Genomic DNA, 21,657 nt, shown 5'->3' with positions numbered 1-21,657 from the left:
GGGCGGTCGGCGCGACCCACGCATTCCCACGATCTGTGCACAGATCCTCACGGGCGCCGAATGTGCAGGAGGAGTCGCGGTTGCGTTCGGGAGGAGATCTCACCCTTGGGAGGAGCGCTCCTCGAGGATCACGCTCCCATCACGGAGTTCTCCTCCCGAGCAGGCGGGCGGGCGGGCACGCGAAAGGGGCGAGGATCCGAAGATCCTCGCCCCTTCACAAGCGGATGCTTACCAGCTCGACTTGGTGATGCCGGGCAGCTCGCCGCGGTGCGCCATGTCACGGAAGCGGACACGCGAGATGCCGAACTTCGTGAGCACACCACGGGGGCGGCCGTCGATGGCGTCACGCGAACGGACGCGAACCGGCGACGCGTTGCGCGGCAGCTTCTGCAGGCCGACGCGTGCGGCCTCGCGGGCCTCGTCGGTCGCGGTCGGGTCGACCAGGGTCTTCTTCAGCTCGGCACGGCGCTCCGCGTAGCGGGCGACGATGACCTTGCGCTGCTCGTTCTTGGCGATCTTGCTCTTCTTGGCCATGTCTTAACGCTCCTCTCGGAATTCGACGTGCTTGCGGACCACCGGGTCGTACTTCTTCAGCACGAGGCGGTCGGGGGTGTTGCGACGGTTCTTCTTGGTCACGTAGGTGTAACCGGTGCCGGCCGTCGAACGCAGCTTGATGATCGGACGGACGTCCTGAGCCTTCTTGGCCATTAGAGCTTCACACCCTTCGCCTGGAGGTCCGCGACGACCTTCTCGATGCCACGCGCGTCGATCACCTTGATGCCCTTGGCGGACACGTTCAGGGTGACCTTGCGACCGAGCGACGGCACGTAGTAGGTCTTCTTCTGCACGTTCGGGTCGAAGCGGCGCTTCGTCCGGCGGTGCGAGTGCGAGATGTTGTGACCGAAGCCGGGAACAGCACCGGTCACCTGGCACACTGCTGCCATGATGACTCCTTCTCTACCGTGAGGCCGGACGGCCCCACCCAAGATCCCTTGTCTGCTCCCCTCTCCGCGCACGGCACAGCGCCGTGAGAAAGAGGAAGGGGAACGAACTGCGCACAGGAGTGTGCACAGACAAGGAGCCACTTTACCAGAAGCGCGTCACTTCTCCGAACCGGCCACCATCCCCTTGATGAAGTACTTCTGCAGCACCAGGTAGACCACGAGCACCGGCAGCGCCGAGAGCAGGGATGCCGCCGCCGCAGCGCCCACGTCGCTGGCCGTCGTCGAGAAGAATGTGGCCGTGGCCGGCGCGATCGTGCGCATCTCGGGGCTTCGCATGAGGTACACGCTCAGTGCGTAGTCGTTCCACACGTTCACGCTGGTGAGGATCACCACGGTCGCGGTCACGGGCTTGAGCATCGGCACGACGACGCGGAACAGCACCTGAACCGCACTCGCTCCGTCGACCGAGGCGGCCTCCTCGATGGAGACGGGCAGAGCGCGCATGAACGCGGTGTACAGGAAGATCGCCAGGGGCAGCTGCGTGGCCGTCATCACCAGGATGGTGCCCGCATACGTGTTGATCGCATGCCACTGGCTCATCATCGAGTACAGCGGCACGAGGATCGACAGCGGCGGGATCATGATCAGCCCGACCACGCCCGCCAGCACCAGCCTGTTCTGCAGCGTGGGACGCCGCGCGAGCGGGTAGGCGGCGAGCGCGCCGAGCACGCAGACCAGCACGGTCGCACCGAGCGTCACGATCGCGCTGTTGCCGATCGCCCGCAGGATGCCGCCCTCCTCCACAGCGGTCGCGAAGTTCTGCCAGTGGATGCCCTGCCCACCCAGTGGCGCGAGCGGCGGCAGCCACTGCGACGACAGGTCGCTGCGCGCCTTCAACGCCGTGGTGACGGTGATGTAGAACGGCAGCAGCTGCAGCAGCACCGCCAGCAGCACGCCGGCGCCGATGGCGAGCCGCGCGGGCCAGGGCGAGCGCGTCGGTGTTCGGGATGCGCGCGCGGCGACGGATGCCCGGGATGCCCCACTCACAGCTGGTCCATCCTTCGGCGGTTCAGCACGGTGTTCAGCACCAGGGTGAACACCGCGATGATCAGGAACAGCACCACCCCCATGGACGACGCGTATCCGGCCCGCTGGCTGCCGAAGTACATCTTCGCGATGAGCGTCGACACGGAGTGGGTGGCGTAGCCGGGCCCGCCGGCGGTGAGCACCTGGATGACGTCGAAGAGCTTCATGCCGCCGATGAGGTTGAGCACGATGCTGGTGGCGAACGCGGGCTGGAGCATCGGCACCGTGATGTGCCGGAACGACTGGACCGCACCGGCCCCGTCGAGTCGGGCAGCCTCGTAGTACACGGTGGGGATCGACTGCAGCCCCGCGAGGTAGATGACCATCGAGATGCCGGCGAACTGCAGCGAGTTCACCGCGACGATCAGCGCGATCGCGGTGCCCGAATCGCTGAGCCACGCGGTGCGCTGCCCTCCCAGGGCGATGATCAGGTCGTTCAGCCCGCCGCCGTTGTACGACAGGAACAGGTAGTACATGGTGCCCATCACGACCGGCGAGACGAGCACGGGCAGGTAGATGATCGCCCGCGCGACGCCCCGGCCTCGCACGTGCCTGTCCAGCGCGAGCGCGAGGCCGAGCCCGATCACCTGCTGCAGGACGGTGGATCCGACTCCATAGAGGAACGTATTGCCGAGGGCCGTGCGGAAGTTCGGATCCTCGAACAGCCGCAGATAGTTCTCGATGCCGACGAACGAGCGCTGCGGCGAGAACCCGTCCCAGTCGGTGAGCGAGAGCAGCACGCCGTTCGCCAGCGGCCACAGTGTGAAGACGCCGAGGACGGCGATCGCGGGCAGGTACAGCAGGTCGAGCGAACGGCCCGCGAAACGGGGGATGCCCACCCCGGTCCCCCGTTTCGGCTCGGGCACCGCGGACGCGGTGTTCGTCGTCATCGCAGCGAGTCGTAGCTCGTCTTCATCTGCTTCACCGCGTCCTCCGGGCTCATCTGTCCTGTGATCACGCCGTCCGTGGTCGTCACCATGGTGTCCCAGATGCCGCCCGGCAGGTAGACCCGGTCGAAGTACGGCCTGAGCGGCAGCTCCCCCGGCTTGACGAAGGCGTCGTAGCTCGCGGTGAGCACGCCCAGATCGCTCGTCGCGTTCGTCAGGCCCGGGATGCCGCCGACGGCGCCCGCGAGCTCGGACAGATGGGCGGGCTCGGCCAGGTAGGCCAGGTAGTCGAGTGCCTGCTCCTTGTCGGGCGAGGTCTTCGAGACGCCGTAGGCGCGCCCCTCCCCGCCGACGAGGAACGGCTCACCGTCTTCGGACGGGATGGGCATGTAGCCGAGATCGGCATCCGGGTTGAAGCCCAGGGCGGTGGCGACGAGATAGTTCTGCACGAAGACGAAACCGGTGTTGCCCTCGGCGAGCGCCCTGCCCAGATCGTCGGTGGTGGCCGACGAGTAGTCCGGGTTGAACCAGCCGCTCTGCTGCCAGGTCGAGACGTGGTCGAGGATGCGGGTGTACCCCTGCTCGTCGAACGTGCCGTCCTTGAAACCCTCCAGCTCGGCGTGGCTGAAGTCGCCCGAGCCGATGAAGTCGGCGATGTTGCCGGCGAACCAGCTGTCCTTGCCCGACGAGGAGACCGGGGTGACGCCGGCATCCTTCAGGGTCTTCAGCGCCGCCTCGAACGACTCCCAGTCGGTGAGTTCCGCCGGGTCGATCCCGGCGTCGTCGAGCACCGTGCGGTTGTAGACGATGCCGGCCACGTCGGTGTCGATCGGGAGCGCGAAGAACTCGCCGTCCTCGTTCTGCATCGCCGGCGCGAGCGCTTCGTTGAAGTCCTTCGCCCACGGCTGGTCGTTCAGCGGCTCCAGGAACGGGCTGTAGCGCAGCAGCGACCAGCCGTGCGTGGCCCAGATGTCGGGGATGTCGTTCGACGCGAGCCGCACCTTGATGTCGGCCTCGTAGGTGTCGGTCGAGGGCACGAGATCGATGCTCACGCCCGGGTTGTCCTTCTCGTAGGCGTCGGTGATCTTCTGCAGCACCTTCAGCGACGGGTCCGTCGCCCCGAAGTTCGTCTGCATCTCGAGCTCGACGCCGCCGCCGGGCTCGCCGTCGTCCTGACCCGCGCAGCCGGTGAGGGCGAGCGCGGTGGCGGTGACGACCGCGAGCGCCGCCACAGGGTGCTTCGGAGCCGGGGTGTTCGTCATGGTCTGGTCCTCACTGTCTCTCGGCGTCCCTGTCGATCAGAACGGGTGCGGAATCGCCCTGTTCGTGATACGTTACCCGCGTAGATCACTGGGGAACAGGGGGTCTCGGAATCGTTCTGAGGGGCACGATTCCGGGGCCTCCCTCCATGTTGACACCCGTAGACAAGCGATTGGAAGGCTCGAGTACATGGGCTTCACCCTGGGGATCGTCGGAGCCGGCCAGTTCGCCGGTCAGTTCGCGACGCTGTTCCACCACCACCCCGGCGTCTCCGCGGTGCACGTGACCGACGTGATCCCCGCGCGCGCGGACGAGCTCGTGCGGAGGACCGGACTGGCGGGCACGTTCACCGCCTTCGACGACATGCTCGCCGATCCGGCGATCGATGCGGTCGCGATCTTCACGCAGCGCTGGACGCACGGGCCGCTGGTGGTCAAGGCGCTGCGCGCCGGCAAGCACGTGTACTCGGCCGTGCCGATGGCGATCACGACCGAGGAGATCGCGGCCATCATCGACGCCGTCCGCGAGACCGGCCTGACCTACATGATGGGCGAGACGAGCTACTACAACCCGGCCACGGTGTTCGCCCGCCAGCGGATCGCCGAGGGCGCGTTCGGCCGGCTGTTCTACGGCGAGGGCGACTACGTCCACGACATGGACCTCGGCTTCTACGACGCCTACCAGTACTCCGGCGGCGAGAACTGGAAGGCCACCGCCAGCTATCCGCCGATGCTCTACCCGACGCACTCGATCGGCGGGGTGCTCGGCGCCTGGCCCACGCACGCGACAGCCGTATCGGCCGTCGGCGTCGTCGATCAGCGCGGCGACGGCGTGTTCGATCGGTCGGTCAGCCAGTTCGACAACGACTTCTCCAATGCGACGGCGCTGTTCGAGCTCGCCGCCGGCGGCTCGATGCGCGTGAACGAGTTCCGCCGTGTCGGCTACCCCGCGCATCTGCGCGAGTCGCGTTTCCGCTGGTTCGGCACTGAGGCATCGTTCGAGCAGCTGGCCCGGACGTCGGTGTGGCAGAACCGCGACGGCGTCGAGGACATCTCCCACCTCATCGACACGCACGCTTCGGTCTCGCACGACGACCCGTCGCTCGCCCACGTCGCCCCGGCGCTGCGCGACGCCTTCGTCTCGGGGTACGCCGCGATCCACGAGAGGGACCGCGCGCGCATCCCCGACGAGCTCCTCCCCTTGCACAATGGGCATGAGGGCAGCCACCATTTCCTTGTGGACGATTTCGTGCGCGCCGTGAACGATCGCACCCTGCCGCCGGTGAACGCCTGGCAGGCCGCGCGCTTCACCCTGCCCGGGGTGATCGCCCACGAGTCCGCCCGCCGCGGCGGCGAGCGCCTGAGGATCCCCGATATGGGGGATCCGGATGTCCGCTGAGCGCCGTTCGCGCTCGGTGACCCGCGCTGACGTCGCGCGCTACGCCGGCGTCAGCACCGCCGTCGTGAGCTACGTGCTCAACGACGGGCCGAAGGCCGTGGCCCCGCTCACGCGGGAGCGGGTGCTGGACGCCGTGCGCGTGCTCGGCTACCGCCCCAATGCCGCCGCGCGGGCACTGTCGATGGGCGCGGCCGACATGTTCGGCCTGCTGGTGCACGACAACCGCAACCCGTTCTTCGCCGAGCTCTGCCATGCCCTCGACCAGGCGTCGGCCGACGCGGGACGCTCCCTGCTGATCGTGAACTCCGATCGCACCCAGATCTCCACCTCCGAGCAGATCCGCGATCTCGCGTCGCGGCAGATCGGCGGGCTGATCATCGCAGACGTCCTCACGGCGAGCGAGCAGTCGCTGGTCGAGTCGCTCGGCATCCCGACGGTCGTGATCGGCCAGTTCGGCGAGACCGACGGCCTGGCCAGCGTGGGCGTGGATTTCGCGCTGGGCGCGCGGACGGCGACCGAGCATCTGATCGGGCACGGCTACCGCGAGATCGCCTTCGCCGGCAGTGCCGCACGGTACGACGAGCGCGAGCGAGGATGGCGAGATGCGCTGACAGCCGCGCGGCTGCCGCTGGGACCGCTCCTGCACACGCCGTTCAGCTATCAGGGCGGGTACGACGCCGCGGTGCGGCTCGTCGAGGCGGGCGGGATGCCGCGAGCGGTGCTGACGGCATCCGATCAGATCGCGATCGGCATGCTGACCGCGTTCGGCGAACGCGGTGTGCGGGTGTCGGACGAGATCGCGATCGTCTCCTTCGACGGCACGGTGACCGCCGATTTCGTGTGGCCCCGCCTGACCACCGCCGCGCAGCCGTTGCAGGAGATGGCGGAGGCCGCGGTGCAGCTCCTTGGGGATCCGGATGCCGCTGCCGACCACCGTGCGTTCCCGACGCGTCTGCGCATCCGGGAGTCGTGCGGCTGCACGCTCTGACGCGCGTCAGGGAGTGCGCGCGGCCTCGGCCGCCCCGCGGCCCCACCGGAACGGAGACACCGTCGGGTCGCCCGTGATCCAGAACCGCCACGGGAACGCCATGGTGCCGGCGACGCCCGCGACGCCGACGCGCGGGCCGGCGGAGACGTCGTCGAGCATCCGGCCCAGCATCAGCCGTGCGACCGCGCCGTTCTGCTCGGCGCCGTCGACCGCATCGATGCCGTCGTGCAGCGCGTAGCGCAGACCCACGGCCTGACCGAGCCGCCCCGGTCCGCGCGCGAGATCGCGCAGGGCCGTGCGCGAGAGAGGTGAGCCGACCCCGCGGCGGCGAGCCGCGGCATCCATCCCCTCCACGACTTCGCCGGCGCGCAGCAGCACTCCCCCGGCGGTGCCCTCCGGACCGCACACGACGTTGACGCAGGAGTGGATGCCATGGCTCAGGTACACGTAGAGGTGCCCGGGCTCACCCCACATGGTGGCGTTGCGGGCCGTGGGACCCATGCGCGCGTGCGAGCCCGGGTCCGGGAGATCGCCCGTGCCGCGGCCGTGATAGGCCTCGACCTCGGTGATGCGCAGCCGGATCCGCTCTCCGTCGACGTCGGTCGCGAGCTCGGCGCCGAGCAGGCGCGGGGCGACGTCGAGGGGCAGACCGCGCAGGTCGTCACGCCGGGCGGGTCGCAGGGCCGTGCCGTCGCGCGTCACGGTTGCGGTGCCTGTCCGCACCATGAGACGTCGAAGCCGCTCAGCGTCGGCAGCGTTCGCTCGCCCGCGAGGTCGATCAGCTGGGTGTGCAGCGTGACGGGCAGCGGCAGCAGCAGGTCGTCGTAGTCGTTGTTCGGCAGGTCCGGGGCGACGACGACCGCGGCGTACTGCCCGCTGGGCGAGACGCAGGTCTGCACGATCGAGTCCGTGCCGCCGACCTCGCTGACGATCTCGGCCGTGCCGTCGTCGTCCACGCGCACGACCGCCTGTCCCGTCGGCATGCCGCCCTCGTCGCGCTGCACGATGTGCCGCAGCGTGCCGCCGGGGTAGGGCACGATCTCGTCGGCATCGCCGTAGTCGGGCTCGGACGCCGGCAGCGGCGTCTCGTCGCCGCTGGTCAGGTCGAGCTGCACGATGCTCGCGTCGGTGCGCTGCACGATCGCCGTATAGGTGCCACGGCTGACACCGAGGATGCTCGCCGCATTCCCCATGGACTGCACGCCGTTCGTCGTGGTGGGGTCCTCGACGCTGAGCGCGCCGTCGAAGTCGATGAACAGCATGGACGACGAGTCGGGGACGAACTGCCATTCGGCGACGCTCGCGTCGGCGTCCTCGATCTGCACGATGCGCGGCTCGTCGGCACCGCTGAGCGGCTGGGTGACGAGCACGCTCGCCCGACCGGACGTCTCGGTGAGGTCGCGATCCGAGTAGCTGTAGCCGACCAGGCCGCCGCGATCCGACACCTGCACCGACGACACGTACCCCTCGCCGGGGAGCTTCAGCTCGCGCTGTCCCGAGCCGTCGCGGTTCATCACGAGCAGGCGGGACCCGTTCTCCTCTTCGACGGCCGCGACGATGAGGTCGGAGGTCGCCCGGAAGTCGTCGATGCGCGGGTGCTGGAACACCGACCGCGCCCGCTCGCCGGTGAGGTCGGTGCTGAAGATCTTGTCGTCACCGTCGGCGTCGCGCTGGAGCAGCAGGATGCGCGTGGCGGGAGTGGTGAACGAGGTGGCCAGTTCGCTCTTCGGGCCGCCGCCGGCGGCGACGACGCCGCCCACGGTGACGCGGTAGGTGGTCTCGTCGTCGAGCGGGACGGTGAAGCGGATGCCGATGCTGCGCCCCGCCGTGTCCACCGTGAACGGCACCGCGGGATCGACGGCGACCTGTTCGGGTTCGACCGTCGCGAGGCTCTGGTTGGCGGTGAGGATCAGACGACTGCCCGAGCTCTCGACGGCCTGCGCCGGATCGACCTGCACCTGGCTGACCCGCGGCCCCTGCGTGAGGCTGATCACGCCGAGCACCCCGGCGACGAGCACGAGCGCGCCGAGGACGCCGAGCAGGGCGAGCGTGAAGCGCCGATTGCCCGGCCCTGACGGCCGGTGCTCCCGGGCGGTGTCGGTCTGCTCGGGCACGGTGGGGACGGTGAGGCCCACGGCGATGGGCGCGGTGGGGACGGGGATGCCGTGCGGCACCGCGGGGGCGGGTTCGAGCTCCGCGGCTGGTGCGGGTTCGGGCGTCGCGGCTGGTGCGGGTTCGGGCTCCGCGGCTGGTCCGGGCTCGGGCTCCGGTGCCGGTTCCGATTCCGAGACGGCCGGGGATTGCGCCGCGCGCAGCGCGCGCAGCTGCGCGCGGGTGAGGGGTGCGTCCTCGGATCCGTCAGTACTCATACGGATCCTTCGGCTCCGAGACCTTCTTCACCGCGCTCGGCTCGATGCGCAGCATGCCGTCGGCATCCGCCCGCACCGTGCCGGTGACCTCGACCCACTGGCCGGTCTCGTAGTCGCCGGTCAGCCCGCCCGCGACCGGCACGGTGGCGGGCTGGGCGTCGATCACGCAGTGCGTGATCGTCATGCGGGTGAGGCCGACGCCGTCGCCCTCACCCGGGGTCACGAAGCCGGTGAGGGTCACCGCCGCGCCGTCGAAGTTCTCCGGGCGTGTGGCGGTCGCGAAGGCGCTCGCCCAGTCGCCGACTCCGAAGGTGGTCGTGTCGGCGACTCCGATGGTCACATCGTCGGCGCCGGCGAACAGCACCGTCGCCTCGCCGGCGCGCGACATCGCGAGCTGGGCCGACAGCGACGCCGGAGGCAGCAGGAGGCCGGCCAGCACCACGCCCGAGGCCACCACACCGCCCGCCACCACGCCGGCGGTCTGCAGCAGCCGGCGACGGGATGCGGCGGCATCCGTTCCCGACGCCGACGCGGTGTGGTCGTGATCGCCCTCCCCGCCGAGCGGGATCGTGCAGGACCACACCGCGATGATCAGCAGCAGAGCGGATGCGGCACAGGCGAACCAGACCGTCTCGGGGCTGACGTACAGAGTGAGGCGTCCGGTGACGCCCAAGCCGAGGGTCACCACGGCGACGACGGTGGCGAGACCGAGACCCAGCCAGCGGCTGGCGAGCGCGCGCAGTCGCGGAGTGCTTGCCGCATGCTGATCAGCCAAAGACGTTCACCCCGATCCCGATGGCGCAGGCGCTGAGCACCACGATGCCGACGAGGCCGGCGAGCACGCGCGCGGTGAAAGTGGTGCGCAGCAGGGCGAGCATCTTGACGTCGACGAGCGGGCCCACCAGCAGGAAGGCGATGATCGCGCCGGACGAGAACGTCGAGGCGAACGACAGTGCGAAGAAGGCGTCGACGTTGGAGCAGATCGCGACGGTCATGGCCAGCGCCACCATCGCCAGGATCGACAGCACCGGGTTCGATCCGATCGCGAGCAGCACGTCGCGGGGCACCAGCACCTGCACGGCCCCGGCGAGCGCCGAGCCGATCACAAGGGCGGGCATGACGGCCCGCAGCTCCACGAGGAACTGGACGAGACTGCGCCGGGTGGGCGAACCGGGCTCGTGGGCCACGTGCTCGCACGTCTCGACGAAGCGGGCGGTGAGCAGCGCCTGCGGATCGCGGTGTCGACTGTAGACCCAGCCGATGAGGTTGGCGATGACGTACCCGCCGACCAGGCGCGCCACGAGGATGCCGCCGTCCCAGCCGAAGGCGGCGTGCGTGGTGAGGATGACGATGGGATTCACGATCGGTGCCGCGATGAGGAACGTGAGCGCCTCGGCGGGCGCCAGGCCGCGCATCATCAGTCCGCGCGCGAAGGGCACGTTGCCGCACTCGCACACGGGGACGAACATGCCCAGCAGCGACAGCACGGCGCGTCGCGCCCAGGCGCTGCGCGGCAGCCATCGCTGCACCGCATCCGACGGCAGCCAGACCTGCACCACGATCGACAGCACGACGCCGACGAACACCCACGGCAGCGCCTCGATGAGCACGCTCAGCGACAGGGTCAGTCCGTCCTGGGCACGGTCGGGCAGCGCCTTCGGGAACAGCGTGGGCGCCAGCACGTCGATGAGCACCAACACGGCGAGGATGCCCGCGCCGATCGCCAGAGCCCGGCCCAGCGGGATGCGGCGCGGCGCGTGGCGGTGCGCGCGAGCCGTGCTGCCGGGGGACGCCGCATGCGGCATCCGTGGCGGAGCTGAGGTCACTCCCCTGCTCCGTCAGGGGCTGCTCCGTCAGCGGCTGCTCCGCCGGGAGCTGTGGTCGCATCGGCCGCCGCGGCGCACTGCGCGCACAGTCCGAAGATGTCGACGACGTGCTCGGCGTCACGGAATCCGTGCACCGCCGCAGTGCGCTGCGCCCACTGCTCGACGTCGGTCGCCTCGATCTCGACCGCCCGCCCGCAGGAGCGGCAGATCAGATGGTGGTGGTGCCCCTGCGTGGCGCAGGCGCGGTAGAGCGCCTCGCCCTCGGGGCTCTGCAGCGAGTCCGCATCGCCCGATGCGGCAAGCCCCGCCAGCGCCCGGTACACCGTGGCGAGCCCGATCCCGGTGTTCGCCTGTCGCAGGTCGGCGTGCAGGGTCTGCGCGCTCACGAAACCGCGCGCGTCGGCGAGCGCATCGCGCACGCGCTCTCGCTGCCAGGTGTTCCGCTGAGCCATGCCTCGAGTCTAGGCCGTGTCCCTTGGCCCCGGCCGAGTGCCCTGAGGCCCGCCCGTCCGCAGGGTCATGTCTCAGAAAGAGCGGGTGGGCGTGGCATCCACCCGCCGCTGCTGAACCCACCTCCGGCCCCGTGTCCCAGAAAGCGCCGGTGCGGGCCGCGCGCACTCGCCTCTGCTGGGACGCGCCATCAGGAATGTCTCAGAACGTGGGGGTGCGCGCTGCGGCCCGGGATGCCGTCAGGAGCGCGACTCGGCGTCCGCATCCTCCAGGTCGTCCGCGTCGGATTCGGCGTCCTCGAGATCGGCATCCTCGTCGGGCTCGTCGTCGAGGGCCTCGTCGTCGGACTCGTCCGGGTCCTGCTCGTCGAGCAGCTCGTCGAACTCGGTGTCGAGATCCTGCGCGATGGGGCTGTCATCGGTCTGCTGCGGCTCCTCGGATGCCGGACGCGCCAGCACCCCCTCGGGACGGATCAACTCGCGCACCTCGGCCATGAAGCTGTTCAGCTGCTGCTGCTGCCAGCGCAGCTGACGCGTGCGGTCCTCGGCATCGCGCAGAGCTGCGGTCGCATGACCGGTGACCGACTCGATGATCTTCTGCGCCTTCGCCCGGGCACGATCAAGCGTCTCGCGCGACTTGACCTGGGCGTCGGCCTCGATTGCCTGCGCCTGCGAGCGCATCAGCCGCTCGTAGTCATCCGCCTTCGCCGAGATGCGCTGCGCGTGCTCGAGCGACGCGGCCACCCGCTCGTTGGCATCCGTGGTGATGCGCTCGGCGTGCGCGACGGCCTGGTTGTGCAGCACCAGGAACTCCTGCTGCGCATCGTCCTGGCGGCGGGTCAGGGTCTCCTCGAACTCCAGCACGCGGGCGTTCATCTCGCGCACCTCGCGCTCGGCATCCGACCGCTGGTCGCTGGTCTCGCGGGTGACCATGGCGCGCAGCGCCGCGGCGCCCTTCTCGGCCTCGGTGCGAACGGTCGCGGCCTCCTGCTCGGCCTGCACGACCTTCTCGGCGGCGTGCGCCGACTCGCGCTCCAGGCGCGCCTGATGCGCGGTGAGCTCGGTCTCGATCCGCAGGCGCACCTGGTCGGCATCGCTCTGCGCCTGGGCGGTGATGCGCGCCACGTCGGCGGCCAGCTCCGCCCGCTTGGCCTCGGCCTCTTCGCGGGCGGCGGCGAGCAGGCGCTCGGCCTGCGTGGCGGCATTGTGGATCAGCACACTCGCCTGCTCCTCGGCCACGCGCAGCACGGCCTCGAACTGCTGGCGGCTCTGCGGCTCGTCGGCGCCCTGGGGCGCATCGCTGAGCTCGGTGGCCAGGGTGGCGACCTGCGCTGCGGCATCGTCGGCCTGCGCGCGCACCGTGGTGAGCTCATCCTCGAGCCGGGCGAGACGCGCCTCGCTCTCAGCACGCGCGTCGGCCAGGGTGCGCTCGTTCTGCTCGCGCAGGGAATCGATGGTCTCGCGATGACGGGCATCGGCCGTTTCGCGGTCAGCCGTCAGGCGAGCCAGCTGGTCGCGCAGCGTGGCGACCGCGGCATCCACCTCGGCCTTGTCGTAGCCGCGGAACGCCTGCGTGAAAGACGCATGCTCCTTGTTCGGCGCGGTCGTCAGCAGCTGGTCGAAGAAGTCGCCGTTCTGCCCGTTGTCCGACTCGTGCGTCTCGCTCACCGGTCGCCACCTTTCTGAAGAAGTCTGCCCCCGGCATCCATGTTCTCATCCCGGGCGGTGCGCCGACGACGGGATCGGAACATTCAGGCCCGGCGCACGCGGGTGCGGATGCGCTGGGCCAGCCAGCATCCCCCGTAGATGAGGAACGAGACCGTCGTGATGTACGGACTGACCGGCAGGGTGCCCGCCAGCGCGAGCAGGATGCCGCCCACCGCCGACACGAAACCGAACAGCGCCGCCAGCAACGGGACGGCGACCGGTCCGGCCGACAGACGCATGGCCGCCGCGGCCGGGGTCACCAGAAGTGCCATCACGAGCAGGGCGCCGATGATGTGCACGCTGACGGCGACGATCAGGCCGAGCAGCACCATGAACGCCAGGCTCACCGCCCGCACCGGCACGCCCCGCGCGGCGGCGGACTCGGGGTCGAGCGAGTCGAAGCGCAGCGGGTTCCACATCAGCAGCAGGCCCACCAGGACGATCAGGCTCATCCCGATCAGCCAACCCAGGTCGGGGTTCGACACCGAGACGATCTGGCCGGTGAGCAGGCCGAAGCGGTTGGCGCCTCGGCCGTCGTACAGCGAGAGGAAGAGGATGCCCAGGCCGAGCCCGAACGGCATGAGCACGCCGACGATCGAGTTGCGATCCCGTGCCCGTGCACCCAGCACGCCGATGAGGACGGCGGCGACAAGGGCTCCGGCGAGTGAGCCGACCACGACGCTGCCGCCGAACAGCAGCGCGGCCGCGGCGCCCGCGAACGACAGCTCGCTCACGCCGTGCACCGCGAACGCCAGGTCGCGCTGCAGCACGAAGACGCCGATCAGCCCGCCGACGATGCCGAGCACCGCGCCGGCGACGAGGGAGTTCGCGAGCAGGGCGAGCAGCTCGCCGTAGTCCTGGAACGAGAAGACGTCGCCCCAGTCGAGCAGCGGGCTCATGCGGCGCCGCTCGTCGGGAGGACACCGGTGGCGGAGTCGTCGCCGTGGTCGTGGTGCGTCTCGGCATCCGGCACGCCGACGACGACCAGCCTGCCGCCGGCGCGGAACACGAACACCGGGGTGCCGTAGAGGGCGGTGAGCACGTGGCTCTGCAGCACCTCGTCGGGGGTGCCGAGCACGAAACGACCGCCCGCGATGTACAGGATGCGGTCGACGCGATCGAGGATCGGGTTGATGTCGTGCGTGACGAACAGCACGGCCGTGCGGTGCTCGCGACGCCGGCAGTCGATGATCTCGGTCACCGCGCGCTGGTTGGCGAGGTCGAGGTTCGACAGCGGCTCGTCGCAGAGCAGCAGCGCGGGGTCATCGGCGAGGGCCTGCCCCACGCGCAGCCGCTGCTGCTCGCCGCCGGAGAGCAGCCCGACCGGGCGGTCGCCGTAGTGCGCGGCACCGACGCCGGCGAGCAGGGCGTCGACGCGTGCCCGCTCGCCTCGGCGCGGGAGAGGGAGTCCGAAGCGGGCTCCGTTCACACCGAGCGCCACCACGTCACGCGCGCGCAGGCTGGTGTCGGGCGGCAGCGGCCGCTGCTGCGGGATGTAGCCGATCCGCGGGTTGCCGCGCCGCGCGGGGTCGCCCCCGACGGTGACGGATCCGGCAGAGAGCGGCTGCAGCCCCAGGATGCTGCGCAGCAGCGTGGTCTTGCCCGAGCCCGAGGGCCCGAGCACGGCGATGAACTCGCCTTCCTCGACGTCGAGATCGAGGCCCGACCAGAGTTCCCGGTCGTCGCGGTGCAGGGCGGCGCCGCGGATGCTGAGGACGGCCGCGCTCATCGTTCGAGCGCGGTCTCCAGGTCGTCTATTGCAGAGCGCATCCACTCAGCGTACGACTGATCGGCGTCCAGCAGCTCCGAGAAAGTCACGACGGGGATGTCGGCCTGCTTCGCGGCATCGATCACCCGCGTCGTCTCGGACCCTCCGGTCTGCGCCGTGGTGAGCACCGCCCGCAGGTCACCGGCCTCGATGATGTCGAGAGCGTCGAGCAGGATCGCGGGGGCGACGTCGTTGCCCTCTTCGACCGCGGCGGCGAACCCGTCGGGTGCGACGTCGTCGAGGCCGGCGGACGCCGCCAGGAGGCCGGGCAGCGGCTCGGTGATGAACACCTTCTGCGCCTCGTACTGCTCGTGCAGCGCATCGAGGTCGCCCTCGAGCGCCGTGAGCTCGCCGGTCAGATCGTCGGCGGCGGCGGTGAAGTCGGATGCCCCCTCCGGGTCGAGCTCGGAGAGGTCGGCGGTGATCTGCTCGACCACGTGGGTGATCGTGTGCACGTCGAACCAGACGTGCTCGTTGAAGCCCTCGATGTGCGAGTGGCCCTCGTGCTCGTCGGTGTGCTCGTGACCGTGTTCGTCGGTGTGCTCGTCCTCGTGCTCGTGGGCGTGGTCTCCGTCCGCGCCGGGGTAGTCGTGCGAGAACTCCGCAGCGGTGATGACCGCGGCATCCGACCCCTCGCGCAGGTCGGTCATGAACGAGTCGTAGCCGCCGCCGTTCTCGATCACGAGGTCGGCCTTCTGCACGGCGAGCCGGTCGCGGGCGGTCGCCTCGTAGGAGTGCGGATCCTTGGCGACGGAATCGATGAGGCTCGTGACCTCCACGCGGTCGCCGCCGATCTGCGCGGCCAGCGAGCCGTAGACGTTGGTGGATGCGACGACGGCGATCCCCTCATCGCCGCCCTCCGCCGCAGGAGTCGTGGAGCAGCCGGCGAGCACGAGCACGGACGCGGCGCCGAGCGCCGCCGAGGTCAGGATCTTTCGCATTGCCCCATGCTAAACGCTAATGAGAACCATTATCAACTTGAGCGGCGCCGACCATCCATCGCATGCGGCCTATCAGTCGACGAGCAGGGCGGGCTCCTCCATGATCGAGGCGACATCCGCGATGAAGCGGCTCATGCCGTCGCCGTCGATCACGCGGTGGTCGAAGGATCCGGCGACCGTGGTCACCCAGCGCGGGCGCACCTCGCCGTCGACGACCCACGGCTTCTGCGCGATGGTGCCCATGGCGACGATGCCGGCCTCGCCGGGGTTGATGATCGGGGTCCCGGCGTCCATGCCGAACACGCCGATGTTGGTGATCGTGATCGTGCCGCCCTGCTGGTCGGCAGGGCTGGTCTTCCCCTCCCGCGCCGTCACGGTCAGCCGGTTCAGCGCACGGGCGAGATCCTTCATGCCCAGATCCTGCGCGTCCTTGATGTTCGGCACGAGCAGTCCGCGCGGAGTGGCCGCGGCGATGCCGAGGTTCACGTAGTGCCGCACGACGATCTCCGCGCCGTCCTCGGTGTCCAGCCACGCGGCGTTCACCATCGGCGTGCGGCGGGCCGCCCAGATCACGGCGCGGGCCATGATCAGCAGCGGCGAGACACGGATGTCGGCGAAGTCGGGCGACGCCTTCAGCCGCTTGACGAGCTCCATCGTGCGGGTCGCGTCGACCTCCTTCCACACCGTCACGTGCGGTGCGGAGTACGCGCTCTGCACCATCGCCGAGGAGGTGGCCTTGCGCACGCCCTTGACGGGGATCGTCTCGGATCGCTCCGGATCCGAGACGGGCCGGATGCCCCGGGCCAGGCCCACGGGTGCGGTTGCCGGCGCGGGGACCGTCTCCTCGCGCACGTCGCCCCACTCCGGAGTCTGGATGTTGCGGAACACGCTGGCCTGCGAGGCGTGGTTCACGACGTCGTCGCGGGTGACCTCGCCGTCGGCGCCGGTCGCGGTCACCTCGTTCAGGTCGACGTGCAGGTCGCGGGCGAGCTTGCGGATCGGGGGCTTGGCGATCACTCCCACCGACGAGCGCACCGGGCGCTCGGCCGGCCGCTTGCGGCGCGAGGTGGCACCGCCGCCGCTGCCGTAGCCGACCAGCACCGAACCGCCGCCCTCGTCGGCCGCGGGGGCCGCTGGCGTCGGCTCCGCAGCATCCGTCCCGTCGGTGACGAAGGTGATGATCGGCGCACCGACCTCGACGGTCACGCCCTCGGCGACGAGCAGCTCGCCCACCGTCCCGGCATGGGGCGAGGGCAGCTCGACGAGCGACTTGGCCGTCTCGATCTCGCAGATCACGTCGTTGATCGCCACGGTGTCGCCGGGGGCGACCTTCCAGGCGACGATCTCGGCCTCGGTGAGGCCCTCGCCGACGTCGGGAAGGGTGAAGGTCTGAGTGGTCATGAGTATGTCCTTCGTGCGACGGTCAGTAGGCGAGGGATCGGTCGACGGCCTCGAGGATGCGATCGGCATCCGGAAGGTAGGAGCCCTCCAGCTTGGCGGGCGGGAAGGGCACATCGAAGCCCGAGACCCGCAGCACGGGCGCTTCCAGGGCGTAGAAGGCGCGCTCCATGACGGTCGCGGAGATCTCGCTGCCCAGACTGGTGAACCCGGGGGCCTCCTGTGCGTAGACCATCCGCCCGGTGGATCGCACCGAGTCGAGGATGGGGCCGTAGTCCACGGGCGAGAGGGAGCGCACGTCGACGACCTCGCAGCTCGTCCCCTCGGCTTCGGCGAGCGCCGCAGCCTGCAGCAGGGTCGTCACCATCGCGCCGTGCCCGACGAGGGTGACGTCGGTGCCGCGGCGCACGATTCTCGAGGAGTGCAGCGGGAGAGCGGATGCGGAGAGGTCCACCTCGCCCTTGGGCCAGTAACGGCTCTTGGGCTCCAGGAAGATCACCGGGTCGTTCGACCGGATGGCCTCCTGGATCATCCAGTAGGCGTCATTCGGCGTCGACGGCGAGACGACGCGCAGGCCCGGGGTGTGCGTGAAGTACGCCTCGGGGCTCTCCTGGTGATGCTCGACGGCTCCGATGTGCCCGCCGTAGGGAATGCGGATGACGATCGGCATGGACAGCGCGCCCTCGTGCCGATTGGTCATCTTCGCCAGCTGCGAGGTGATCTGGTCGAAGGCGGGGAAGACGAAGCCGTCGAACTGGATCTCGCACACCGGGCGGAAACCGGCCATCGCCAGCCCGATCGCCGTGCCGACGATTCCGGACTCCGCGAGCGGTGTGTCGAGCACACGGCGGTCGCCGAAATCGCGCTGCAGGTGCTCGGTGACGCGGAAGACGCCGCCGAGCCTGCCGATGTCCTCGCCCATGAGCAGCACGCGGGGGTCGTCCTCGAGAGCCTTGCGCAGCCCGGCGTTGAGCGCCTTCGAGAAGGGCATGGTCGAAAGCGTCACAGCGCGCCTCCCTCGAACGACGCCTCGTACCGCTCCAGCCACTCCCGCTGTTCGTCGACGAGCGGATGCGGGTCGCTGTACACGTGCTGGAACATCTTCTCCGGCTCGGGCGGGGTCAGCGCCACCGTTCGAGCGCGCAGGTCCTCGGCAGCATCCGCCGCCTCGGCATCCACCTCGTCGAAGAAGGACGCCGACGCGCCGCGGCCGAGCAGGAACGTGCGCATCCGCGCGATCGGGTCGCGCCGCGCCCACTCCTGCTCCTCGTCGGAGCCGCGGTACTTGGTCGGGTCGTCGCTGGTGGTGTGCGCGCCCATCCGGTAGGTGACCGCCTCGATCGCGCGCGGCCCGAGCCCGGCGCGCGACTCGTCGAGCAGCGCCCGGGAGACCGCGTAGCTGGCGAGCACGTCGTTGCCGTCGACGCGCACCGAGGGGATGCCGTAGCCGGTTCCGCGTCCGACCAGAGGAACCTTCGACTGGGTCTCGACGGGGACGGAGATGGCCCAGTGGTTGTTCTGCAGGAAGAACAGCACCGGCGCGTCGTAGCTGGCCGCGAAGACCATCGCCTCGTGCACATCCCCCTGGCTCGAGGCGCCGTCGCCGTAGTAGACGACGACAGCCTCGTCGCGCTCCGGATCGCCGGAGCCCGTCTTGCCGTCGAACGCGAGGCCCATTCCGTAGCCGGCGGCGTGCAGGGTCTGCGATCCGAGCACCAGCGTGTAGATGCGCGTGTTGCCGTTCTTCGGGTCGGTGGGGTTCCAGCCGCCGTGCGAGAGCCCGCGCATGAGCTTGATGATGTCGACCGGGTCCACGCCGCGGACGCGGGCGACCACGTGCTCGCGGTAGGAGGGGAAGAGCGTGTCCTGTCTGCGCGCGGCATGGGCGGATCCGACCTGCGCGGCCTCCTGCCCGCGGCTCGGCGGCCAGAGCGCCAGCTGACCCTGACGCTGCAGGTTGGTGGCCTGGGTGTCGATGTCGCGGATGATCACCATGTCGCGGTAGAACTGCTCGAGCTCCGCGTCGGTGAGCGCGTCGACAAGGGGCAGATAGGGCTCGGATGCCGCCGACGGAGCGAATGATCCATCCGCTTCCAGGACGCGAACGAGGGGTGTTTCGGTCGTGGTCACGGCTCCACGCTACCCACGCCCGCATGCCCGGTCACGTATAGTTCGGGGGCCCTAGCACCTGGTCGGAATGCGGACTTTCGACGGTCGGGCCCCGTCGATGTGGCGCGACGCGCTGCATCCGCCGCAGGGATGCGGCGTGTTGCGCCACATCCACGGACGGGATGCCCGGGTTCAGCGCCCGTGCGCCGCGACGAGCCGCTCCAGCGCCGCGGCTACCGCGTGCCGGGGCGCGGCGAGGTTCATGCGCTCGAAGCCTTCGCCCTCCGGGCCGAACATCGCGCCCTCGTCGAAGAACACCAGGGCCTCCTGCTCGTGGACCCGCTGCAACTCCTGCGCCGAGAGCCCCAGGGCGCGGAAGTCCATCCACTGCAGGTACGTGCCCTCCAGATCGTGCACGACGACCTCGGGCATCCGCTCGGCGAGGAACGAGCGCACCAGTTCGTGGTTGCCCTGCACGAGGTCGACGAGGCCGTCGAGCCAGCCGCCTGCCCGCGTGTACGCGAGGCGGCAGGCCTGGAAGCCCAGCGCATTGAGGGTGAAGAACCCGGTGCGGGCCTGATCCTCCAGATACCGCTGCCGCAGCGCCTCATCGGCGATCACGATGTTGCTGGTCGCCATGCCCGCGAGGTTGAAGGTCTTGCTGGGCGCGGTGCAGACGATGGTCCGCGCGGCGGCGTCGTCGTTGAGCGTGGAGAAGACGGTGTGCCGGATTCCCGGCATGACGAGGTCGAAGTGGATCTCGTCGCTGATGACCGTGAGGCCGTGGTCGCGGGCGATCCGCCAGACGGCCTCGAGTTCCTCCCGCTCCCAGACCCGGCCGGTGGGGTTGTGCGGGCTGCAGAACAGCAGGGCCGTGGTGCGGGGGTCGGCGGCCTTCTCGGCCAGGTCGTCGAGGTCGATCCGCCAGCGGCCGTCGCGCAGCACGAGCGGGTTGCGGACGACCACGCGGTCGTTGCCCTCGACGGCGCCGAAGAAGGGGTAGTACGCGGGGGTCTGCACGATCACGCCGTCGCCGGGGCGCGTCACCGCGCGCACGGCGGTGTTGAACGCCGGCACCACGCCCGGGGCGAGCACGATGTGCTCGCGGTCGACCGCCCAGTCGTGCCGCTCGCGGAACCAGCCGGTCACCGCATCCCAGTACTCGTCCGTGGCCGTCGTGTAGCCGAGCACCGCCTCCTGCAGGTGCTCGCGCAAGCCATCGATGATCTCCGGAGCGATCCTCAGGTCGAGGTCGGCGACGGAGAACGGCGAGATGCCGGCGGGCACCGCGGGGTTCGCGGCACGCATCGAATCCCACTTGGCCGCACCGGTGCCGGTGCGATCGACGACCGTCTCGAAGTCGTAGGTCATGCCCTGACCTGCGCCGCGGCGACCTGCAGCACCTGCTCGATCGACTCCTCCTCACCGACGGAGATGCGGATGCCGTCGCCCGAGAACGGGCGCACGATCAGGTCTGCGGCGTCGAACGCCGCCGCGACCTCGTCGGTGCGCTCGCCTGCGGGCAGCCAGACGAAGTTCGCCTGCGAGTCGGGCACGTCCCAGCCCTGCGCGCGCAGACCGCCGAGCAGGCGCGTGCGGCGCTCGACGATCACGCCGACGCGCTCGCGCAGCTCGGCCTCGGCATCCAGGCTGGCGATGGCGGCGCGCTCGGCGGCGCTGGTGACCGACAGCGGGATGCCCGTGGTGCGGGCGGCGTCGAGCACGCGCGGGTGCCCGATCGCGTAGCCGACGCGCAGGCCGGCGAGCCCGAACGCCTTGGAGAAGGTGCGCAGCACCACCACGTTGGGGTGCTTCTCGAAGATGCGCTCCTCGAGCCCGTCGACCGCGTCGGGCGCCGTCACGAACTCGGCGTAGGCCTCGTCGAGGATGATGAGGACGTCCTGCGGCACGCGCGCGACGAACGCCGCGAACTCGGCGCTGGTGACGATCGGCCCCGTCGGGTTGTTCGGCGTGCAGACGATGATCACGCGGGTGCGTTCGGTGACGGCATCCGCCATCGCGTCGAGGTCGTGCCGCGCACCCGCCGCGAGGGGGACCTGCACGCCGGTGGCGCCGGCGACCAGAGGAAGGCTGGGGTAGGCCTCGAAGGAGCGCCAGGCGTAGACGACCTCGTCGCCGACGGACGAGGTCCCGAGAACCAGCTGGTGGAGGATCGAGACGGAGCCGGATGCCACGTGCACCGCATCCGGCCCGACGCCGTACTTCTCGCCCAGGCGCGCGCGGAGCGCGCCTGCGGTGGCATCCGGATACCGATTGATCGGGGTGGTGCGGGTGAGCGCCTCGAGCACCGACGGCAGCGGCTCGAACGGGTTCTCGTTGCTGGAGAGCTTGAAGGCGTCGGCCCCCGCCTGCTTTCCCTGCCGGTACGGCGGAAGGGCGGCGATCTCTGGGCGGATTCGGGGCAGCGTCGGCTCGGTCACGGGAACAGTCTATGAGCAGCACTTTCACCCGGCGCCATTCTTCATCGGTTGCGATTCTCAGGGAATGGACGTACTGTTCATTACAT

The 21,657-nt window shown here is 70.1% G+C and carries 22 protein-coding genes; 2 read left to right on the top strand and 20 right to left on the bottom strand.

Annotated features, from left to right (window positions below; genetic code table 11):
• Nucleotides 1–228: 228 nt before the first annotated feature.
• From rpsN to ACFWHT_RS10395, 6 genes are all read right to left on the bottom strand, one after another.
• On the bottom strand, nucleotides 229–534 hold the full coding sequence (gene rpsN, locus ACFWHT_RS10420; RefSeq protein WP_378743992.1) for a 30S ribosomal protein S14: 306 nt from the start codon (nucleotides 532–534) through the stop codon (nucleotides 229–231).
• Between the two features lie 3 nt (nucleotides 535–537).
• A complete protein-coding gene (gene rpmG, locus ACFWHT_RS10415) occupies nucleotides 538–708 on the bottom strand; it encodes a 50S ribosomal protein L33 (protein ID WP_046014935.1) in 171 nt (56 codons plus the stop codon).
• Entirely contained in the window at nucleotides 708–944 is a 237-nt protein-coding gene (rpmB, locus tag ACFWHT_RS10410) for a 50S ribosomal protein L28 (RefSeq protein WP_179409668.1), read from the bottom strand. Before rpmB ends, rpmG begins: the two co-directional genes overlap by 1 nt.
• A 156-nt stretch (nucleotides 945–1,100) precedes the next feature.
• Entirely contained in the window at nucleotides 1,101–1,991 is an 891-nt protein-coding gene (locus ACFWHT_RS10405; protein ID WP_378828167.1) for a carbohydrate ABC transporter permease, read from the bottom strand.
• Complete coding sequence (locus ACFWHT_RS10400) at nucleotides 1,988–2,920, bottom strand: carbohydrate ABC transporter permease (RefSeq protein ID WP_378828165.1); 933 nt, start codon at nucleotides 2,918–2,920, stop codon at nucleotides 1,988–1,990. The genes ACFWHT_RS10405 and ACFWHT_RS10400 overlap by 4 nt, the downstream gene beginning before the upstream one ends.
• On the bottom strand, nucleotides 2,917–4,179 hold the full coding sequence (locus ACFWHT_RS10395; protein WP_378828163.1) for an ABC transporter substrate-binding protein: 1,263 nt from the start codon (nucleotides 4,177–4,179) through the stop codon (nucleotides 2,917–2,919). Before ACFWHT_RS10395 ends, ACFWHT_RS10400 begins: the two co-directional genes overlap by 4 nt.
• A gap of 187 nt (nucleotides 4,180–4,366) precedes the next feature.
• Here ACFWHT_RS10395 and ACFWHT_RS10390 point away from each other — a divergent pair, with 187 nt between their 5' ends.
• Both ACFWHT_RS10390 and ACFWHT_RS10385 read left to right on the top strand, forming a co-directional pair.
• On the top strand, nucleotides 4,367–5,575 hold the full coding sequence (locus ACFWHT_RS10390) for a Gfo/Idh/MocA family protein (protein ID WP_378828160.1): 1,209 nt from the start codon (nucleotides 4,367–4,369) through the stop codon (nucleotides 5,573–5,575).
• A complete protein-coding gene (locus tag ACFWHT_RS10385; RefSeq protein WP_378828158.1) occupies nucleotides 5,565–6,563 on the top strand; it encodes a LacI family DNA-binding transcriptional regulator in 999 nt (332 codons plus the stop codon). The genes ACFWHT_RS10390 and ACFWHT_RS10385 overlap by 11 nt, the downstream gene beginning before the upstream one ends.
• Before the next feature lie 6 nt (nucleotides 6,564–6,569).
• Here the strand turns inward: ACFWHT_RS10385 and ACFWHT_RS10380 are convergent, their stop codons facing one another.
• The 14 genes from ACFWHT_RS10380 to ACFWHT_RS10315 all read right to left on the bottom strand — a co-directional run bounded on the left by ACFWHT_RS10380 (nucleotide 6,570) and on the right by ACFWHT_RS10315 (nucleotide 21,571).
• Nucleotides 6,570–7,265 carry a DNA-3-methyladenine glycosylase gene (locus ACFWHT_RS10380; protein ID WP_378828157.1) on the bottom strand — a complete coding sequence of 232 codons (696 nt, stop codon included), beginning with the start codon at nucleotides 7,263–7,265 and terminating at the stop codon, nucleotides 6,570–6,572.
• Entirely contained in the window at nucleotides 7,262–8,932 is a 1,671-nt protein-coding gene (locus ACFWHT_RS10375; protein ID WP_378828154.1) for a hypothetical protein, read from the bottom strand. Before ACFWHT_RS10375 ends, ACFWHT_RS10380 begins: the two co-directional genes overlap by 4 nt.
• Nucleotides 8,922–9,707: a TIGR03943 family putative permease subunit gene (locus ACFWHT_RS10370; RefSeq protein WP_378828152.1), complete on the bottom strand. Its 786-nt coding sequence runs from the start codon at nucleotides 9,705–9,707 to the stop codon at nucleotides 8,922–8,924. Before ACFWHT_RS10370 ends, ACFWHT_RS10375 begins: the two co-directional genes overlap by 11 nt.
• Entirely contained in the window at nucleotides 9,700–10,737 is a 1,038-nt protein-coding gene (locus tag ACFWHT_RS10365; protein WP_378829468.1) for a permease, read from the bottom strand. The genes ACFWHT_RS10370 and ACFWHT_RS10365 overlap by 8 nt, the downstream gene beginning before the upstream one ends.
• 17 nt (nucleotides 10,738–10,754) lie before the next feature.
• A complete protein-coding gene (locus tag ACFWHT_RS10360) occupies nucleotides 10,755–11,210 on the bottom strand; it encodes a Fur family transcriptional regulator (RefSeq protein ID WP_378828151.1) in 456 nt (151 codons plus the stop codon).
• Nucleotides 11,211–11,447: 237 nt separating this feature from the next.
• Nucleotides 11,448–12,875, bottom strand: a complete 1,428-nt coding sequence (locus ACFWHT_RS10355; RefSeq protein WP_378828149.1) for a DivIVA domain-containing protein — start codon at nucleotides 12,873–12,875, stop codon at nucleotides 11,448–11,450.
• A gap of 83 nt (nucleotides 12,876–12,958) precedes the next feature.
• Nucleotides 12,959–13,813, bottom strand: coding sequence for a metal ABC transporter permease (locus ACFWHT_RS10350; protein ID WP_378828147.1), 855 nt, complete (start codon nucleotides 13,811–13,813; stop codon nucleotides 12,959–12,961).
• Nucleotides 13,810–14,643, bottom strand: a complete 834-nt coding sequence (locus tag ACFWHT_RS10345; protein WP_378828146.1) for a metal ABC transporter ATP-binding protein — start codon at nucleotides 14,641–14,643, stop codon at nucleotides 13,810–13,812. The genes ACFWHT_RS10350 and ACFWHT_RS10345 overlap by 4 nt, the downstream gene beginning before the upstream one ends.
• Nucleotides 14,640–15,623 (bottom strand): metal ABC transporter solute-binding protein, Zn/Mn family, encoded by a 984-nt coding sequence (locus tag ACFWHT_RS10340; RefSeq protein WP_378828144.1) that lies wholly within the window; start codon nucleotides 15,621–15,623, stop codon nucleotides 14,640–14,642. Before ACFWHT_RS10340 ends, ACFWHT_RS10345 begins: the two co-directional genes overlap by 4 nt.
• A 72-nt stretch (nucleotides 15,624–15,695) precedes the next feature.
• Nucleotides 15,696–17,024, bottom strand: a complete 1,329-nt coding sequence (locus tag ACFWHT_RS10335; protein WP_378828141.1) for a dihydrolipoamide acetyltransferase family protein — start codon at nucleotides 17,022–17,024, stop codon at nucleotides 15,696–15,698.
• A gap of 22 nt (nucleotides 17,025–17,046) precedes the next feature.
• On the bottom strand, nucleotides 17,047–18,012 hold the full coding sequence (locus tag ACFWHT_RS10330) for an alpha-ketoacid dehydrogenase subunit beta (RefSeq protein ID WP_378829466.1): 966 nt from the start codon (nucleotides 18,010–18,012) through the stop codon (nucleotides 17,047–17,049).
• Between the two features lie 11 nt (nucleotides 18,013–18,023).
• On the bottom strand, nucleotides 18,024–19,151 hold the full coding sequence (locus ACFWHT_RS10325) for a thiamine pyrophosphate-dependent dehydrogenase E1 component subunit alpha (protein ID WP_378828139.1): 1,128 nt from the start codon (nucleotides 19,149–19,151) through the stop codon (nucleotides 18,024–18,026).
• Nucleotides 19,152–19,322: 171 nt separating this feature from the next.
• Entirely contained in the window at nucleotides 19,323–20,501 is a 1,179-nt protein-coding gene (locus ACFWHT_RS10320) for a MalY/PatB family protein (RefSeq protein ID WP_378828137.1), read from the bottom strand.
• Nucleotides 20,498–21,571, bottom strand: coding sequence for a histidinol-phosphate transaminase (locus ACFWHT_RS10315; protein WP_378828135.1), 1,074 nt, complete (start codon nucleotides 21,569–21,571; stop codon nucleotides 20,498–20,500). The genes ACFWHT_RS10320 and ACFWHT_RS10315 overlap by 4 nt, the downstream gene beginning before the upstream one ends.
• Between the last annotated feature and the right edge of the window lie 86 nt (nucleotides 21,572–21,657).

The sequence above is a fragment of the Microbacterium sp. NPDC058342 genome (assembly GCF_042723935.1).
Taxonomy (GTDB): Bacteria; Actinomycetota; Actinomycetes; order Actinomycetales; family Microbacteriaceae; genus Microbacterium.
Note: the sequence above shows the minus strand (reverse complement) of the source record. Positions and strands in the feature narration are given on the sequence as shown.

What these genes read in the sequence shown, in the direction of transcription:
- ACFWHT_RS10395 (WP_378828163.1), bottom strand. Translation starts at nt 4,179, where the DNA reads ATGACGAACACCCCGGCTCCGAAGCACCCTGTGGCGGCGCTCGCGGTC.
- ACFWHT_RS10365 (WP_378829468.1), bottom strand. Translation starts at nt 10,737, where the DNA reads ATGCCGCATGCGGCGTCCCCCGGCAGCACGGCTCGCGCGCACCGCCAC.
- rpmB (WP_179409668.1), bottom strand. Translation starts at nt 944, where the DNA reads ATGGCAGCAGTGTGCCAGGTGACCGGTGCTGTTCCCGGCTTCGGTCAC.
- ACFWHT_RS10375 (WP_378828154.1), bottom strand. Translation starts at nt 8,932, where the DNA reads ATGAGTACTGACGGATCCGAGGACGCACCCCTCACCCGCGCGCAGCTG.
- ACFWHT_RS10320 (WP_378828137.1), bottom strand. Translation starts at nt 20,501, where the DNA reads ATGACCTACGACTTCGAGACGGTCGTCGATCGCACCGGCACCGGTGCG.
- ACFWHT_RS10340 (WP_378828144.1), bottom strand. Translation starts at nt 15,623, where the DNA reads ATGCGAAAGATCCTGACCTCGGCGGCGCTCGGCGCCGCGTCCGTGCTC.
- ACFWHT_RS10390 (WP_378828160.1), top strand. Translation starts at nt 4,367, where the DNA reads ATGGGCTTCACCCTGGGGATCGTCGGAGCCGGCCAGTTCGCCGGTCAG.
- ACFWHT_RS10335 (WP_378828141.1), bottom strand. Translation starts at nt 17,024, where the DNA reads ATGACCACTCAGACCTTCACCCTTCCCGACGTCGGCGAGGGCCTCACC.
- rpsN (WP_378743992.1), bottom strand. Translation starts at nt 534, where the DNA reads ATGGCCAAGAAGAGCAAGATCGCCAAGAACGAGCAGCGCAAGGTCATC.
- ACFWHT_RS10385 (WP_378828158.1), top strand. Translation starts at nt 5,565, where the DNA reads ATGTCCGCTGAGCGCCGTTCGCGCTCGGTGACCCGCGCTGACGTCGCG.
- ACFWHT_RS10345 (WP_378828146.1), bottom strand. Translation starts at nt 14,643, where the DNA reads ATGAGCGCGGCCGTCCTCAGCATCCGCGGCGCCGCCCTGCACCGCGAC.
- rpmG (WP_046014935.1), bottom strand. Translation starts at nt 708, where the DNA reads ATGGCCAAGAAGGCTCAGGACGTCCGTCCGATCATCAAGCTGCGTTCG.
- ACFWHT_RS10330 (WP_378829466.1), bottom strand. Translation starts at nt 18,012, where the DNA reads ATGCCCTTCTCGAAGGCGCTCAACGCCGGGCTGCGCAAGGCTCTCGAG.
- ACFWHT_RS10350 (WP_378828147.1), bottom strand. Translation starts at nt 13,813, where the DNA reads ATGAGCCCGCTGCTCGACTGGGGCGACGTCTTCTCGTTCCAGGACTAC.
- ACFWHT_RS10360 (WP_378828151.1), bottom strand. Translation starts at nt 11,210, where the DNA reads ATGGCTCAGCGGAACACCTGGCAGCGAGAGCGCGTGCGCGATGCGCTC.
- ACFWHT_RS10400 (WP_378828165.1), bottom strand. Translation starts at nt 2,920, where the DNA reads ATGACGACGAACACCGCGTCCGCGGTGCCCGAGCCGAAACGGGGGACC.